The sequence below is a fragment of the Solibacillus sp. FSL W7-1472 genome, from assembly GCF_037969775.1.
Taxonomy (GTDB): domain Bacteria; phylum Bacillota; class Bacilli; order Bacillales_A; family Planococcaceae; genus Solibacillus; species Solibacillus silvestris.
Genome location: NZ_CP150208.1, coordinates 313,478 through 331,399, shown reverse-complemented (window position 1 = coordinate 331,399; position 17,922 = coordinate 313,478). Strand labels below are relative to the sequence as shown.

Annotated in this window: 14 protein-coding genes; all 14 read right to left on the bottom strand. The window is 40.8% G+C overall.

All coding sequences use genetic code 11. The annotated features are described in order from the left end of the window. Positions 1-12: 12 nt before the first annotated feature. Positions 13-1,386: a HAMP domain-containing sensor histidine kinase gene (locus tag MKY07_RS01620; protein WP_014824906.1), complete on the bottom strand. Its 1,374-nt coding sequence runs from the start codon at positions 1,384-1,386 to the stop codon at positions 13-15. Further along, positions 1,383-2,051, bottom strand: a complete 669-nt coding sequence (locus MKY07_RS01615) for a response regulator transcription factor (protein WP_039966977.1) — start codon at positions 2,049-2,051, stop codon at positions 1,383-1,385. The genes MKY07_RS01620 and MKY07_RS01615 overlap by 4 nt, the downstream gene beginning before the upstream one ends. Before the next feature lie 102 nt (positions 2,052-2,153). Next, entirely contained in the window at positions 2,154-4,256 is a 2,103-nt protein-coding gene (locus tag MKY07_RS01610; RefSeq protein WP_339263599.1) for an MMPL family transporter, read from the bottom strand. A 137-nt stretch (positions 4,257-4,393) separates the two neighbouring features. After that, positions 4,394-5,872, bottom strand: coding sequence for an AMP-binding protein (locus MKY07_RS01605; RefSeq protein ID WP_339263598.1), 1,479 nt, complete (start codon positions 5,870-5,872; stop codon positions 4,394-4,396). Positions 5,873-5,887: 15 nt separating this feature from the next. Next, positions 5,888-6,619: a 3-oxoacyl-ACP reductase FabG gene (gene fabG / locus MKY07_RS01600; protein WP_339263597.1), complete on the bottom strand. Its 732-nt coding sequence runs from the start codon at positions 6,617-6,619 to the stop codon at positions 5,888-5,890. A 16-nt stretch (positions 6,620-6,635) separates the two neighbouring features. Continuing rightward, positions 6,636-7,535: an alpha/beta hydrolase gene (locus tag MKY07_RS01595; RefSeq protein WP_339263596.1), complete on the bottom strand. Its 900-nt coding sequence runs from the start codon at positions 7,533-7,535 to the stop codon at positions 6,636-6,638. A gap of 1 nt (position 7,536) precedes the next feature. After that, positions 7,537-8,541 carry a 3-oxoacyl-ACP synthase gene (locus MKY07_RS01590; protein WP_339263595.1) on the bottom strand — a complete coding sequence of 335 codons (1,005 nt, stop codon included), beginning with the start codon at positions 8,539-8,541 and terminating at the stop codon, positions 7,537-7,539. Further along, complete coding sequence (locus tag MKY07_RS01585; protein ID WP_008406201.1) at positions 8,538-9,563, bottom strand: branched-chain amino acid ABC transporter permease; 1,026 nt, start codon at positions 9,561-9,563, stop codon at positions 8,538-8,540. Before MKY07_RS01585 ends, MKY07_RS01590 begins: the two co-directional genes overlap by 4 nt. A 4-nt stretch (positions 9,564-9,567) precedes the next feature. Then, the gene (locus MKY07_RS01580) at positions 9,568-10,431 is read right to left on the bottom strand and encodes a branched-chain amino acid ABC transporter permease (RefSeq protein WP_339263593.1); all 864 of its coding nucleotides are present in this window, start codon (positions 10,429-10,431) and stop codon (positions 9,568-9,570) included. A gap of 13 nt (positions 10,432-10,444) precedes the next feature. Continuing rightward, positions 10,445-11,152, bottom strand: a complete 708-nt coding sequence (locus MKY07_RS01575) for an ABC transporter ATP-binding protein (protein WP_339263591.1) — start codon at positions 11,150-11,152, stop codon at positions 10,445-10,447. Beyond that, positions 11,145-11,903 carry an ABC transporter ATP-binding protein gene (locus MKY07_RS01570; RefSeq protein ID WP_014824915.1) on the bottom strand — a complete coding sequence of 253 codons (759 nt, stop codon included), beginning with the start codon at positions 11,901-11,903 and terminating at the stop codon, positions 11,145-11,147. The genes MKY07_RS01575 and MKY07_RS01570 overlap by 8 nt, the downstream gene beginning before the upstream one ends. Positions 11,904-12,258: 355 nt before the next feature. After that, positions 12,259-13,512 carry a substrate-binding domain-containing protein gene (locus tag MKY07_RS01565; RefSeq protein ID WP_339263589.1) on the bottom strand — a complete coding sequence of 418 codons (1,254 nt, stop codon included), beginning with the start codon at positions 13,510-13,512 and terminating at the stop codon, positions 12,259-12,261. Between the two features lie 531 nt (positions 13,513-14,043). Next, entirely contained in the window at positions 14,044-17,175 is a 3,132-nt protein-coding gene (locus MKY07_RS01560; protein WP_339263588.1) for a BTAD domain-containing putative transcriptional regulator, read from the bottom strand. A 165-nt stretch (positions 17,176-17,340) separates the two neighbouring features. Beyond that, positions 17,341-17,523, bottom strand: a complete 183-nt coding sequence (locus tag MKY07_RS01555) for an amino acid transporter (RefSeq protein ID WP_339263587.1) — start codon at positions 17,521-17,523, stop codon at positions 17,341-17,343. Positions 17,524-17,922 lie beyond the last annotated feature (399 nt).

The following is a 17,922-nucleotide window of genomic DNA, read 5'->3' as shown; positions in this document are numbered from 1 at the left end:
CCCTCCTTCTATTTATTGTACATTTAAAACAACTGTCACTTTAGTTCCCTTTCCAAGCTCACTTTCAATAACAAACTGTCCCGCATGCCGGTTAACGATTTCTGTTACTATCGCCAAGCCTAATCCGCTACTTTGACTCGATCGCGAAGGGTCTACCCGGTAAAATCGTTCCTTTACCTTTTCAAGTGCTTGTTCTGGAATACCAATGCCGTTATCTTTTATTGTCACAAAAATCTGATTGTCCTTTTTACTGCAGGTTACGATAATTTTCCCTTTGTCCTCACTGTAACGAATGGCATTTGACAGCAAATTGTCCCATACTTGTTCCATTAACTGCTCATCTGCAAAAACTTCAACTGGCTCCAGCTCATATACTAACTCCATCTGCTTATCATCCAGTTTCCATCGCTTTGAAAATAGCCGTTCCTTCAACTGTTTATCTAATGAATAAGTCTTTTTTTGGACAGGTAAGTTTTTCTGGTCAAGCGAGCTTAGTAATAACAATTGCTTTGTTAATGCGGATAGTCGCTTTGTTTCCTGTTCTATAATTTCCAAATACTGTACACGTTCTTCTTCCGTATTTTCCGCATCCTTCAGCACATTCGCATAGCCTTGAATATTGAGCAAAGGCGATTGAAAGTCATGCGATACATTGTTGATGAAGTCTTTCTTAATCTGATCATTTTCAGCAAGACGATTAGCCATCTTTTGAAACTGTGTTGCAAGCTGCCCAAGCTCATCATTCCGATCAATCGTTAATTGAATATCGTAATTTTCAAGGGCAATTTGCTTTGTTGCCTGCTGCAATTGTTTCAATGGTCTTACCATCTGACGGGCAAGCAAAATCATCGTCAATAAAATTACGACAGCGGTAATAATAATAAAACTAACGATCAATAAATGCATTTCAGAAAAGAGTGTGGCATTTTCCTGCCGTATGAAAAAGGCATAGCTCTCATCATCTAGTTGAAACGACACACCAATTGTATTTTTAATATCGTTCGCGAAATGATTCATAAAGTAAGAAGAACCATAATAATCACGAATGCCGTGATACACTTCATCCTTACCGATAATACTTAACATTTCAGGCGTGAGATTTGTTTTTTTAAACGCACTTCCGTATGAAACTAAATTTCCATCGGGATAGATGACCCCTATTTGATAGCCAAGCTTTGCAATGGATTGAAAGTAGGCATCAGCACTTTCTTTTGGCATTGATTTTAAAATTTGCTGTACTTCCTGTGCTACCCCATAATTTTTGGCATCTGTATCAGGTCTGATTTGCGATTTATAAATTTGACCGATTAACAGCATCGACATCGTAATGCTTATAATAATTACTGTCAATGTCACGACAATATATTGCCTGTATAATGTTTTCATTTCAATTCCTCTATTTTATAGCCGATTCCTCGTACAGTTTGAATTTTCACTTGTGCATTCACTTCTTCCAACCGGCTGCGTAGACGCTTAATATGTGTTGTCAGTGTGAAATCATCCCCGTCATAGTCATAGCCCCACACTTGTTCCATTAGCTGGTCTCGCGTAAATACGACTTCCGGTCTTGAACATAGGATGCTTAATAGCTCAAATTCTTTTAAAGGCAGTAACGATACTTGTTCTCCTACCTTTACTTCATACGTTTGCCGGTCAATGAGCATATTGGCGATCTTTATTTGACTGCGTTCAGTTTTTTGAAAGCGGCGTAAAATTGCACGTACTCTAAAAAGCAGTTCTTTCGGCTCGAATGGCTTCACCATATAGTCATCTGCCCCTGCCAAAAACCCTTTTTCCTTATCATCCAGCGTTGTTTTGGCAGTTAGCATCAATACGGGCACACCGATTTCGGCTAGGTTTTTCGTCAATGTTACGCCATCCATTTTCGGCATCATTACATCGACAATGGCCAAATCTACCGGCTCCTGCTGCAATAAATTCAGCGCTTCCATACCATCACTTGCAAACAGTGCTTCGAATCCCTCTTTTTTCAAATGGATGCCGATTAATTTCCGTATAAATGCATCGTCATCTACAACTAATATCCGCATTGGATCACCGCCTTTTATTTGAAGTTCCATTACATATAAATTTACTCTCATTCTATCCATAAAAAGAGACATCGAAATACTCGATGCCCCTCAATCTAACCATTACTTCTTGTCTTTTTCAAATGTTAATATCAACATTGGTAATAGCATACCACGCACTAGGAATGTATCAATAAGGATACCTACTGAGACGATAAAGCCGAATACGAATAAATCGGCAATTGGCATCGTCATTAAAGCCGCGAAAGTCGCTGCCAGAATAACACCCGCTGATGAAATGACACCGCCTGTATTGCGAATGGCGATTTCCAGCGCCTGTTTTACTGTGGCACGTTTGCGTTCTTCAAGGAATCGGGACACTAAAATAATATTATAGTCAATACCTAACGCAACTAGGAAGATAAATGCATAGACAGGTACACGCGTACTGATTGCATCGTAACCAAATAATACGTCGACAAGGAATAACCCTAATCCCAATGCCGATAAATACGACACTAAAATTGTTGCCATCATGTAAATCGGCATTTTCCAAGACTTCGTAAGAACAAACAATAGTACTAAAATTAAAATCGTTTCTAAAATTACAATTTTAATGATATCAGCGTTGTTTACATTACGCTCATCCAGCAATTTAGCCGTTGTTCCTGCAAAGTGCAGTTCACCGTTAATCCCGGCTGCCGCTAAATAATCCGCGCTGTTGTCACGCATTTCTCCAAGTTTATCGATTGCTTCCGGATCATATGGATTTAGATCAAACGCCATTGACAATTTCATTTTTGTTTCATCGTCCGAAACGGCTGATGAACGTACCGAAGCTATTTCATCTTCGGCTAATAATGCTTCCATTAAACCTTGTTTTTGCTCTTCTGTTAAGGCCTGTTCACTTTCAACTAATAAGGAAGTCGGTGCAAGTTCCCCTTTATCAAAGCGCGACTCGACGATTTCATAGCCGACGCGGGATGGCAATTCTTCCGGGAATGATTTCACCGTGTCAAATTCATACTCTAAATTAAATACATTTAATGAAGTAATAATCATGAAAATCAGAACTAATCCGCCTGATAAATAAGGTTTGTTCACAACAAACTTGGCGATTGCTCCCCAAATTCCATGTTTCACTTCTTTTGATTCACCGAATTTCGGTACTTTTGGCCAGAATGCTTTACGGCCAAATAGTGCGAATAACGCGGGAACTAATGTGATGGAACCTAGCATAATAACAAAGACCGCTGTACCAAAGATTGGCGCGAAGTTTTGGTAGTCACGGAAATCTGCGAAGAATAGAACAAGCATTGCTGCAAGCACTGTACCACCAGCAAAGAATACCGGCTCGCCAGTTGCACGCATCGCATATTTCATCGCTTCATATTTGTTTTCATAATGGTTTAATTCCTCACGGTAACGTGAGAATACGAATAACGAGTAATCGATTACTGCAGCAAATAACAGGATACTCATAATCGATGTTGTAGAATTATTAATTTCTAGACCAGCTGCCCCCATTAAAGCAACCGACTGATTTACTACTTGATAAACAATTACCGTTGCAAGCAATGGAATGATTGCTAATAGCGGAGAACGGTAAATAATAATTAGTAGCACTAAAATAATCCCGATTGTCGCGAATAACAATTGTAAATCTGCTTGTTCAAACAGCTTTACTGTATCGCCGGCAATCCCTGCTGGACCAGTAATATAAAACTTCGTATCGCCTGTTTTTTCAGCTGCTTCATTCCCAATTTCAGATGCAAAATCGTTAATTTCCGCATACTCTGAATTGCCAAGACCTTTTTCCAGCGTCATCGGCACGATCATAGTCGTCTTGTCTTCAGACTTGAAGCCCTCTAAAGCTTGCGGAGGCAATGTTGAAATATCGATAATCTGATCGATTCCTTCAATATCTTCCGTAATCATTGCATTTAAAATTTCTTTCACACTGTCAACATTAATTTCCCCATCTTCATTATGGAAAACTAATATACCTGGTGTACCTTCATCGTTCGGGAAATACTCGCTCAACTTATTTTCAGCGATAATTGACTGCGCATCATCCGGCAGTGACTGGAAGTTTGTTACTTTGTATTCGCTCAGCATCGGACCGGCACTTAACCCGATCATCAGCACAAGCCATACAATAAGCGTAATCCAGGCCCCACGTTTTGTTGAGACCCAATCTGTAATTGGATTTAATAACTTGTTCATCGAAATCCTCCTTTTTTACACTTCTGCATTATATAGGAGCTATATGAACTTCATATAAACTACTTAGGAAATCGATTCAAAAAAGACCAAAATGTCCCTATCAACATTTTGGTCCTTTAAACATCGGTATATACGCTTTATTCTGTTATAAACACACAATTCATAAGCTGCTTTTTATCAATTTTACCGACAACTGTTTTCGGAAGTTCCTGGAGAAAATAAATTTGCTTCGGCACTTTATAATTGGCGAGGCGTTCTTTACAGTACTTTAAAAGCTCAGATTGAAGTTGCTCGGACGGATCTCCAGAAATTACAAACGCTACAACACATTCGCCCCATTTTTCATTTGGAATACCTATAACCGAAACTTCCTGCACGGCTTCATGGGCGATTAAACATTGTTCGACTTCTTGCGGATATACATTTTCTCCGCCCGTTATAATCATTTCCTTTTTCCGTCCGACAATATAATAATCACCGTCTTCATCAAACTTTGCCAAGTCACCTGTCTTTAACCAGCCACCCTCGAATGTTTGGCTCGTCGCCTCTTCATTCTTCCAGTAGTGCGTAAAAACATGGCTGCCTTTTAAGCAAAGTTCCCCAACTTCCCCTTCTGCACATAGCTGACCTTCTTTATTGATAATTTTCACTTCGTTGAAAAGCATACTTTTTCCGATCGCACCCTTTTTGTTCATCGCTATTTCTGCATCGATATAAAAGTTATTAGGACCTGCTTCCGTTAAACCGTAACCTTCTTTAAAAAAAAGCCCTCTTTTTAGGAAACACTCATAAACAGGCTTTGGACAAGGTGCCCCTCCCGATAAAAATAATTTCACTGTCGGAAAACTGGACTGCATAAAATAGTCTGTTTCAATAATGGATTGGTACATCGTCGGTACAAACAATGAAACGGTCGTTTTATATTCGTCAACTGCCCGAACCGCTCTTTCCGGATCAAACTTTTGGCCGATCACTACTGTCCCGCCTGCCATAAGAATAGGTAATGCAAGTGCATTAATTCCTCCTGTATGAAATAGGGGCATATAATTCAGTGTGCAGTCCTTGTCATTTAACCCCCAGCTAATGACGGTATTTATCGCATTCGTAGTGACAGCCTCATACGACAAGACGACACCTTTTGGTTTACCGGTCGTCCCTCCTGTATAAATCATCATCCATGGAAGCTGAGGTTCATCACGCCACTTATATGTAGTAGGCTCAATTAATTCCGAGCTACCGCATGTTAAGAACTTGGCTGGCGAAAGCTGCATTGCGCGTTCACAATGCGTATCATCCGTAATTAATAAAGCAGGTGTGCAATCGGATAAAACCACCTGTAATTCGGCTATAGATAATTTCGTATTCAACGGAACATAGATCAATTCGTTTAAGCGACAAGCAATTAAAATGGCAAAGCTTTCAATTGAATTTTCCATCAACGTCACAACTCGGTCTCCTTGCTGTAATTGCTGCCTGGAAAATGTACTGCTCCACCCATTCGCATGCTGCATCAATTGTTTATATGTCCACGTTTCACCTGTTTCTATTTGAATTAAAGCCGTTTTATCCGGTGTTTGGCCCGCTCGTTTCGCAATCCAAAAGTCCAGCTGTTGCATTAGCCATCCCACCTTCTACATCATAATGCCGCCATCAACTTGCAGAACATGACCTGTAATATAACTCGCTTCATCCGATGCTAAAAATAAATAAGCATTTGCGATATCTTCCGGTTTCCCTAATCGCTGCAAACTTGTAATGCCCTCCATTTGCTGGAGCACTTTTTCCGGCATCTTTTCGACCATTGGCGTTGCCGTAAATCCGGGAGCCACGGCATTTACATTAATTCCTTTACAACCAAGCTCTTTTGCCCATGTTTTTGTCATCCCGATAATTGCCGCTTTTGTTGCCGCATAGTTTGTTTGACCAAAATTACCATACACACCACTTACCGATGAAGTGCTGATAATTTTCCCTGACCCTTGCGCGATCATATGAGGTGCTACTGCTTGTGTGCAGTAGTAGACACCGTTTAAATTAATTTGAATAACCTTCTCAAAATCCTCTTCGCTCATTTTGACAAGCGTTGCATCACGGGTAATCCCTGCGTTATTTATCAAAATATCGATTTTGCCGAAACGGTCAACAACTTGCTCAACCATTTCCTTTACGTCAGCGAGTTTTGATACATCAACAGCAAAGAAGGCGACATTCTCCCCTAGCTCTGCTTCCATTTTTTCACCTTGTTGTTTGTCATAGTCTACAATGGCCACTTTTGCGCCTTCTTCCCAAAAACGCTTTACCGCTGCAAGGCCAATACCACCTGCACCACCTGTAATAATTGCTACTTTATTTGCTAAACGCATATAGCCCCGCCCCCTTTTAAGATAGGATAAACTCCTTTATTGCCTCTTTCGTTTCATCCAAACAATCGACTAGCGGCGAGTGTCCGCAGTTTGCCAGTTTCATTATTTGTGCCTGGCCTGCAAAATCCTCGATAATTTCGGTTGTCATCGCCCCAGTAACTACAAAGTCGCGATCGCCGTATAAAACAAATGTCGGAATGTGTATATCTTTCACTTGATTCGTTCCCCTTGCGACTACATTATCGACTGCACTTATATTGAATGTATTTAATGCATGGTACACATCCGCCAAGTTACGCTGTGTCAGCATGTCATCCACATATTGTTCATAGCGCGCTTCGTCCGGCTGGTTCTGTGTATAGATCACACTGTTCCATATAAACTTCAGGCCATCACGGTTTTTCGTGTCATACATTTGCTGCATCGGAATCGTTTTCACAGGATCCTGCTCAATTTGTTCAATTGTCGCTAAACGCTTTGTAAGATCCGGTGTTCCGTCCGCATTTGAACTATAAAACGGATATCCGCGTGTTGAACCCGAAGCAAATAATACAAGCTTTTTACTGTAGTCCGGGTAATCTGCACAAAACTGCATCGCCACATTACCGCCTGTCGACCAGCCAATGATTGTAAAGTCCTTCAACTCAAGTGCATCAACGAAAAGCTTAATATCATCGCTGAAGTCTTTAATCGATGTAATCCGTTTATTGTACGTGGATTCGCCAAAGCCGCGCATATCTACCGCATAAATTGTGAATCGTTCATCCATTGATTCCATCAGCAAATCCCAATGTTTCGAACTTGTCATATTGCCATGAACTAATAGCACAAGTTCATCGCCGCCTTCTCGCTTCCGATATGTTAAAGTTTCACCATTTGATAATTCCACATTTGCCAAAACGTCCAGCTTATTCATTTTAAGCCCCCCATTTTACTGTAATCGCACCCCATGCATAGCCTATACCTGCACTCACTAACGAAACAATTTGCCCTTCCTGCAGTTTCCCTTCCTTTCGCGCAAGATAAAGAGATAAAATTTGATCGATTTGCCCGATATGACCGTAATGCGACAAATAAATCGAATTCCCCTCTGAAAGCCCCAGCTCTTGTAATACATAGTCATGTGCAGACTTTTTCATATGAAGCATCGCAACATAATGTAAATTAGTTTCGCTATAACCACTTTTCTGCAGCGATTGGCGAATTACCTTTAAAAAATTGCTTAATGATTTCTGCTCCAAACGAAGCTTCATGCCTTCAGGATCGAGAACATCCAATATATAGCGGCCTTCCTGAAGATGATCAACCGTTAACGGTTCCTTTGTGCCACCTACCGGAACAACAACATCTTCCGAAAATGAACCGTCTGTAATGAGCGAGGCCTCCAGTACTTCGTGCCCGCCCGCTTTTTTCTGTAAAATCATGGCACCCGCACCTGCACCTAGATTAAACATAAAGCGTGTACGTTCGTTTTCATAATCGATAAAATCATGGTTGCGGTACCCTCCAGCCAACAGAACCGTCTTGACGGAATCATCCGCAAACATTAAACTTTTTGCTACTTTCATCGCCATAATGGCCGTACCGCACCGAAGCTGGACATCAAATGCCCATGCATTCACTGCCCCGATTTCTTCCTGAATTTTTATGGCAGCCGTCCATAACGGGTACTCTTTATGCTCTTCCCCCATATAAATGACGACATCAATATCTTTTGCATCCACTTGCGCTTCGGAAATTGCTTCCTTTGCCGCTTTCACACTCATTTCAACTGGATGGTCATTTGGACTGGCAACTACTTTTTCAATAATGCCCATTTTCGTCTCAACGACAAAGGTTGGAATATTTGCTTTTTCTGCAATTTGGGCACCTGTCATACGTCCTTCAGGTAAATACATTCCTAATCCAGTTATCCCGATCATCGCTGTATCTCCTTTTCACGAAGCTTGACAGATGCCTTTGTTTTTTGCCCTTTTTTCAGCTTCCACTCGTGATAGCGCATTGATACCGTACCTACGATGCCTCGCGGGAAGAATATTACCGCTAAAATGTACAAGATACCGAAGAATATAATCCAACGTTCAAAAATCGGATAGTCTCTTGCAAGACCTGATAAGTAATGTTGCGCAAATTCGATGACGCCTGCACCGATGATCGGTCCGATTAATGTTCCAACTCCTCCGATGATCGTCATCATCAGTGCATCCAGCGTAATATCCATCGTCAGCACACTCGTATTGACGAAGCGTAGCGATATGGCGTAAAGCGAACCTGCCAAACTTGCAACAGAACCGGCAATAACGGAAGCAATGATTTTGTACCCCAACGTTTTAAATCCGAGGGAACGTGTACGCTGCTCATTTTCACGAATCGCAACAAGCACTTTCCCGAACGGTGATGCAACGATTCGTTTCAGTAAAATGAAAATGACAACTAGACAGATGAGCACTAAAAAGTAAAAGTACAGTCGCTCACGGAACAGTTCCGGTGCTCGGAAAGTAAACCCGTCATTCCCTTTCGTTACCGTACGCCATTTTTCCGCCAACACTAAGAACAACCCTGAAATCGCTAATGTAAACATTGCATAAAAGTGACTTTTCAACCGAAGCGTCAATGCACCACTTATTACACTAATAATGGCGGATAGTACAATACCGACTACAATCGAAGCAGCAAAAATACCGATGGACGGACCATAATCGCTCAGCATAATTGCGGTCGTATACGCACCAATCCCGAAAAACATCGCATGACCGAATGAAATAATACCTGTGTAACCTAGTAAAATATCGTAACTCATCGCCAGTATTGCAAAGATACAAAACTGCGTTAACAAAATCGTCATCGTTCGAGAATCCAGTACAAACGGTAATACGGCCATGACTCCTACTACGACTGCATATACTAAATTCATTTTCGATAAAATTAATGGCTGTTTTAACATTGAATCACCCCTTCGCAACTGTGAATAAGCCTTGTGGACGGAAAATCAGAACACTTGCCATTAAAATCATGTTGACCGCAACGGATAAAAACGGCACATAATATGCCATAAAGCTTCCGGCAAGCCCTACTAAAATTGCTGCCATCAATGAACCTTGGAAACTCCCCATTCCGCCGATGACTACAACGATAAATCCTAAAATTGCATATTCCATTCCCATTTCCGCATAAACAACCCCTGAATACGGAGCCATCAGCATTCCGCCTAATGCCGCCAATGCCGCGCCGCACATAAAGACCATTAAAAATACGCGCTTAATATTGATACCCAAGGCCTGTGTCATTTCCCGATTCATAACCCCAGCCCGAACGACTAATCCGATTTTCGTCCGATTTAATATAAAGTACAGAACACCAAATAAAGCAAAACCTACAATGATAATAAAAATCCGGTATTTAATAATCGTTAAATCGCCAATTTGCCAGCTGCCTGCCAAATAAGAAGGAACTTTAACAGGTACACCATTTGGACCGAAAACAACTTTAATCATTTCCTGCAGCACGAGCATAAATCCGAGCGTAATTAGAATCTGCTGTACGTGATTTCCGTAAACCGGCTTAATAATAAGTTTTTCCGTAATAAATCCTAGAACAAGGCCTGTGAGAATCGCTACAACAATTCCGACTAAAAAGCTGTTGCTCCATAAATACGTGAATACCCCTGTATAGGCACCCCATACGAACAGTCCGCCGTGCGCAAAATTAAGCACATCCATTAACCCGAATATAAGCGTCAATCCGGCTGCCAGTAAGAAAATAAGCATTCCTGTCGCTAGTCCATTTATCGCTAAACTGATTATTAGTTCCATTCGCTTCCCCTCCTTATCCGATTCCTAAATATTTACGCTTCAGCTGTTCGTCTTCGATTAAACCTTGCATGTCTCCTGATTGCACTGTTCGCCCGTCATCAATCAATGTGAACGTATCACCGATTTTACTCGCCATCATAAAGTTCTGTTCGACAAGCACGATTGATGTATGCTTTTTCATTTCAGTAATGGCTTCCATCACTTTCTCAATCACAATTGGCGCAAGCCCTTTCGATGGTTCATCGATTAACAGCAGCTTGCTGTCGTTGACGAAAGCCCTTGCCATCGCAAGCATTTGCTTTTGACCGCCCGATAGATTGCCCCCTTGCTTTTTCCAGAACTTTTTCAAATCCGGGAATAACTCTAAAATGTAAGCCTGCTTTTGCATTGTCGCATTCGTTTCTTTTCGAATTGCCACTTTCATGTTTTCCTCTACAGTCAGCTGACCGAAAATCCCCTGATCTTCCGGTACATAGCCGATTCCACTGTTCGCAATATCATAAGGCGTCATTTTCGTAATATCTTTCCCGTCGAAATGAATCGCTCCTTTCGATGCCGGTGTCAATCCCATAATCGTTCGAAGTGTCGTCGTTTTCCCGGCGCCATTCCGCCCTAGTAAAACCGATACTTCTCCTGCTTTCGCTTCAAAATTGATACCTTGCAAAATGTGATATTGTGAAATAAACGTCTCCACACGCTCCAGCGTTAAAATATTATTCATACGCAAGGCCTCCTAAATACGCTTGTTGTACCGTTTCATTGTTCATAATTTCCTCAGGTGACCCGTCAGCTAACAGCGCACCATTGAACAGCACCATAATCGAATCGGACAAATCGATAATCATATCCATTTTGTGCTCGATCAATAAAATCGTTTTATCTCCGCGCTCTTTAATCGAACGAATAACATCCAATATTGCAGGTACTTCCTCCAATGACATGCCGGCTGTCGGCTCATCCAACAGTAAAATTTCAGTATCAAGTGCCAGTAACATCCCGATTTCCAGTTTTCTTTTTTCGCCATGGGAAAGCTGATTCGCCACCTGATGCATCTTTTCGGTTAATAGCACTTGTTCCAAAATTTCAATCGCTTCATTCGTAATTTCTTTGTATTTCAAAAAATGATTGAGCATATGAAAGCGCACTTTTCGTTTCGATTGCACGGCAAGGCGCACATTTTCCAACACGGTTAAATTCGGGAACACATTTGTTATTTGAAATGATCTTCCAATGCCTAATCGTGTCCGATCCACAGATGACTTTTTTCGAAGTGATTGGCCTTTAAAAAAGACATCTCCTTCAGTAGGCTCCAGCTCGCCGCTAATTAAATTGAAGAAAGTCGTTTTTCCAGCACCGTTTGGCCCAATAATGGATTTAAACTGCTTTGCTGTCATTTCAAAATTAATGCTGTCCACTGCTTTATGCTCGCCGAATTTTATCGATAAATTGTTCGTCTTTAAAATCGGTTCCATCATCTCACCCTCTCTTAGTTGATTTCCATTACGGGTCGGACGCTTTCCGCAGGCAAGAAACAAGGTCAAACTTGTTTGTCTTTGTTTCTTTGCGCCGAGTATTGAGGCCAGCACGATGCTGGTCATGAATGCGTTGTCACAGGACGTGACGTTTTTAGCATTCGTTACCCTTTAGTTGCGACCACCGCAGAAGCAACGACCCACTTGGAAATGAAGGAGGTTTTAACCGCCTCCCCTCCATTCCAATCAACTCAGTTTTCATAAACCATTCCATTTCGTATAAACTCCATGGAAACCCTTATAACAAAAGGCTGTCTTGAAAGTTCATCACTTTTTAGACAGCCTCACTTATTTACTAGTTTAAAATAGGAGGTTCTGTTTCTTCCGGAAGTAATTCACGCAGTAATACTGGTACCGGATAATCAAATTCCGCTACTTTTTCAAGGCGGATTGCGTACATCGCCTGTAATGCCTGGTGGTCCTCTTCACGGAATGTCATCGTTCCTTTAGGTGTTTCAAATGACATACCTTCCATTAATGGAATCAACGTATTTCCGTCCGCATCCCCGCCTGATTTTTTCAGCGCTTCTACAATCGCAACGGCCGCTGTAAATCCGCCCGGTGTAAATAGATCCGGCACTTCACCATTGAATCGTGCTTTATGTTCTTCTACTAACCAATCATTCACTTCATTTTTCGGTAGTGTATGGTGGTATACAGAGAATCCTTCCATTCCTACTAACGGCTCCATAAATTGAAGTGCAATAATGTCCGGTGCACCAGTTGAAATTTTAATGCCTTTTTCTTGCAGTTTTAAATCCGCAATCTGGTTCCAAGGAGAGTTTGCCCCTGCCCATACAACGAATAAAAAGTCCGGTTTTGCATCAATAATTTTTTGCAAATTAGATGTAAAGTCTGTTGCAGCCGGGTCTGCATATTCTTCCAACACAATTTCAGCACCTAATCCTTCAGCTGCTGCCTTAAATGCAGATACACCATCCCAACCGAATGAATAATCCGGTGCAAACGTTGCAATTTTTACACCTTCACCAGCGATTGCGGCTGCCGCTGCATAAGCATCCTGTGAAGAGTTACGTGCCGTTCTGAAAATGTACGGATTAAATTCTGAACCTGTAATACTGTCTGCTACTGCTGGTTCTACAATCATAATTTTCTCGTATTCTTCTGCGAGTGGAAGTACTGCCAATGTGTCACCTGAACTTGATGAACCAACTAAAAAATCGACCGCGTCATCTTCTAATAGCTTCGTTGCCTTTTGAACGGCTACTTCCGGTTTCGTTTCTGTATCTTCCCAAACGACTTCGATTTTACGTCCTTCCACTTCCATCGTGCCGTCCGTCGCATATTCAAGACCTAACTCGAATCCGTTTTTCGTTTGCTTACCGTATGATTCAAGAGCTCCCGTTAACGATGCAAGTACACCGACTTTAATCGGAGTTGCGGATGCAGCTGTTTCTGTTGTCCCGCTCTCACCTTGCTCAGCTGAATTTGTAGTTGATGAATCATCGCCGTCTGTTGAATCACTGTTACATGCAACCAATAAGAAAATCGATAATACCGCGAAAATTAACCATAAACGCTTTTTCATTCAATGTCCCTCCTAGCGAAATTTTCAGCATAGCTATCTGCTTATTCGTAATGTAACATCGCGAAGTTACAAATGAGTTACATTCGGGGGGATGAGGGGAATTTGATGCAGTGTGAATTACCGTGCAAAAAGTTCTAATAAAATTTGTTTTGTACTAATAAAAGTAAATTTTTTCTAATAAAATGCCGATTTTCTAATATATCGTGCGGTTGTTCTAATATCACTGCGCATTGAGCTAATAAAGGTTCTTAATCTTCTAATATCACACCGACTTCTTCTAATAAGCAGTTCAATTGTTCTAATAAAATTACGGCAAAACTTTTTTCCACCCCCACTACCGGCAATTCACGCCTCTTTTCAGTTCAATTTCAACCAACATCTAATATCCGCCACATTTCTTCTAATAAAGCAATAACTTCCTCTAATAACTCACTCATTTGTTCTAATAAAACGCTCTTCAGCCCCTCACTGTACTCCAATAAAAAAAGCTATGCTGAAATACATCTTCAACATAGCGCTCAATCAATCTATTCACATTTTCAATACAAGCTCATACAGTCGCTCGGTTGGTTCCATCGGTGTAATTTTATATTGGTCGTCCAGCACATCTACACAGCGCTCATAATGTTTGATCGCTTCCCGGCGGTTCCCTAAATAGTAATGGGCAAGCATCAACAGCCGGTAGCCTTCTTCATGACCGTCATCAAGAGCAATAATCCGGTCAGCCCACCGGATTACCTTTTCAAACTGCTGTAGGCGAACGTAATTTTGCGCGACCCGTTCCAAAATGAGCAAGATTTTTTCATTGTAATGCGCCTGAAAAGGTTCCAGCCAATCCCGTTCCATGTCAGAACAAAATGGTCCCTCTACAAGACGCATCGCCAGCTTCAGCCATTCATTTGAAAGCTTTGCTGTCTTTTCTTCAAGTCCGCGCTGGACATAATACGTAAAATAAGCAACATCACTATGAATCCAGCGGTCTTCCAATTTATATAAATGCTGATGGCGTTTAATAAAATTGCTTTCCTCACGCGCCGATCTTTTCGGCTCCAACGTTTTTAACATCGCGTTAAAAACAACTTTAAAATCCCGTTGCATCGCTTCTTCATCCTGCTGCCAGATCGCGTCGCAAATTTGCTGGCGTGATACAAACTGCTCGCGATGAATATATAAATAGAAAAATAGTTCCTTCGCTTTCAAACGCTTCCACTCTTTATCTTGAATCATTTCATGCTCACGATAGACTTGTACAGGACCAAATAACGTCAATGATAGCTCCGTACTTGGTGCGGCATTTATATTTAGCTGGTTAAATATGAGCATCTCCTGCTGCAGCTGTTTCGCGAGTTGAACAAATACAATTAAATAACGCGGTCCGAATAGGGTTTTCTTCTCCATAAAAAACGGATAATCATTCACACATAAATCCCAAAAACGACGATAATATGTTAACGCATCTTGCTGATTATTTAAATTAGCAAAACAATACGCCAGCCAAAAGAAACATATCATCTGACCGTACGTATCCTCACTGCGCTCATAATAGGATAATGCCTGTTTTGCAGTATCGACCGCTTCTTCAAAATGGCTGTTTTCTGCCAGAACTTTTGTCAACGCCGTCAACAGTAACGCCGACATCCAGAAATCCTGAACTTTATTCGTTTCCCTCAGTCCAATTTGTGCATGGCGCTTCGCCTCATACACATTATCGCGGTGATATAAAATTAGTCCCATATAACACTCGGCAGTAATACGCTTTACGTGAATAAGATTTAGGAGATCAAGCGTCTCATCAAAACAGCCTTTTGCACGTTCAAAATCTTTCATCTCCATGTTAAGCAGCGCCAGCCCTTTACGCAGCTTTGTCAGGGCAAGTGTATACGGCATATCAACGAGCGCTTCTTTTCCACCCTCAATAATTCGGCTATATGCCTGCTTATTCTCACCCATTAACACATCGATCAAGACGAGCAGTAAATCGGTCGTGCGGTGCGCTTCTTCCCATTGAAACGGTTTTGACACACGCGCATTCAGCAGCTCTTTCGCTTTTTCAAGCTGACCGTGGCGCAAATAAAGACGCGCATCAATATTATTAATGCTTAACTCTAGGTTTTGCGATTGGCTCCAGCGCAGTGCCTCCCCCGCTTTCCCTAAATTAATCAGATTTTCGGTATATAAACTATTAATAAGATGACGTTCTGTATCACTCACATCTACTTCGTTCAATAAACTAATTGCCTGCTGCAGATGATGTTCCGCAAAAACAGGCTGGAGGGTATCCAAATAAATATTAGCAAGCCCAAACTGTGAGCGCATTAAAAATAACCGGTCCTGCTGCAGCTGCGCTTTTATAAAGCATTCATTGTACGCATTTTTTGCCCGTTCATATTGTGCACGGTAACGCTGGCATTCCCCTTCAAAATACAAAAGCTGATACGGTTTCTCTTCCATCGCAAAGTCTTTGAGCCGTTCCAGTAAAAATTCAAATTGCCCTGCCTCAATAAACTGCGGTGAAAATTGCAACAGTAACTCGATATAGTACCGGTTATTTTTCAGCTGGGTTGCATGGGTAACAGCTAATACACCCAAATTTTGATTGGCATAATACCGGGCTGCCTGTTCATGAGATTCCTCATGCAGATCCGGATAGTATTCGCTCAGCCGCTGCTGTAGAAACTGTTGGAACAGTGCATGGAACCGGTATTTTGTTCCTCCTGCCAATGGCGTGATGAACGCAAGCTCATCCAACTTTGGCTTTACTTGCTGGATCCATTCCACTCCGTATAGTTCCGTAATGACATCAAGGGAAATCACTTGATGGATGCCCAGTTTTAAAAGCTGAAGGCGCAGTTGATTATCCAGCTTATCGAATACTTCCGCGGAAAGATATGCAAAAAAATTCCCGACCGATCCTTCTGCTATATCGATGAGCTGTTCCTGACTATATTTCGCTTTATAGCCAAGCAGCATGATCGCCATTGCCCAGCCTTCCGTCATTTGCATAATAAATTCGCTTTGTTCATCCGTTAGTTGCCGGTCAAAAAATGCTTCAAATAAATATTGAACATCTTCTTCTGCAAAAGTAAATTCCGGTTCTAAACATTCTATCAGCTGATTATTCATGCGAAGCGTCAACAAACAGCTCCACTCAGGCATTTTTCTCGTGGCGACAATGATATGAAGGTTGGCAGGCAAAAATTGAAGCAGCTGATTCATAATGTAGTTGATCGGAAATACATGTGACACATGGTGATAGTCGTCCAACATAATTAAGAAAGGCTCTTTTATATCGTGCAGCTCATTTGCAATTTGTTTTGAAAGCTGCAGTAATTCTTCCATATTGTGAAACTTTAACGTCTCATCCCATCCTTTTAATTTATCGCCGAACGATGGGAAATGCTGTTGAATACTATAGATAAAATGACGCAAAAACGGAAATATTGAGTCATCATCCGGCGTAATCTGATACCAGGAGGATTTTGTTTTTTGATCATTTATAAATTGACTCATAAGCGATGTTTTCCCATAACCTGCGCTACTATGTAAAATGGTACACTTTGCATGCGGCCAATCCGAAAGCTTTTTCATTAATTTTGCTCTTCTTAAATAGTTATTGACTGGTGTTGGAGGTATCAGTTTCGAAACAAAAATATGTTGCTCCATGCTTTCCACCCCATTTAGAATTAATTTACAAATATATTAACATAAAGCAGAAAATTATTCTTTAAAATACAGTATTTATATAAAACACGACTAATATATAGTATATTAATAATTCATGTTGAATATTATAACTATTTAAGAAAAGAAAAAATCCTCTATGCCAAACTAGAGAATTTTGTCCAAAAGAATTAATACAATTATTAAAGTAGCTACGATTGCCATAAAACCGAAGAAAAAATAGCCAATTATTCGAATAGGTTTAGGCATTTGCTTCATATTATAAGAACTAGGGGTACCCACATGCTTTTGATAATGCTCATCGGCATCATTGAACGGTTTTTTCTCCATCAAAATCACTTCCTCTCTTTTAATATGTACTACTCGTCATTAAAGAAAGTTTCAAATAATGTTACCGCTATGAGATATACGAGTAAACCACTCAGCTATTTATGTATGAAAAACTGTATGAAAACCATGTTAATAAATAGTCATGTTAGAGAAATGAAAGCGAAACCAATGCCTGTAAATATAGAATTATCAGTATTTACCGCTATTTTTCTAAGGTCATGTGCCTTAAAAAAGTACTTTACTTAATTTTCTGAATATTTTATAATTATGAAAAGGAGCTGATACACATGCCAAACTATACTTACATTGCATCCGACGAGAATGACGTATCTTACCTATACGAAGATAACAGTGATTGCTATGATCTAGACTGCTTTGACGATAATGATATTTAAAGGA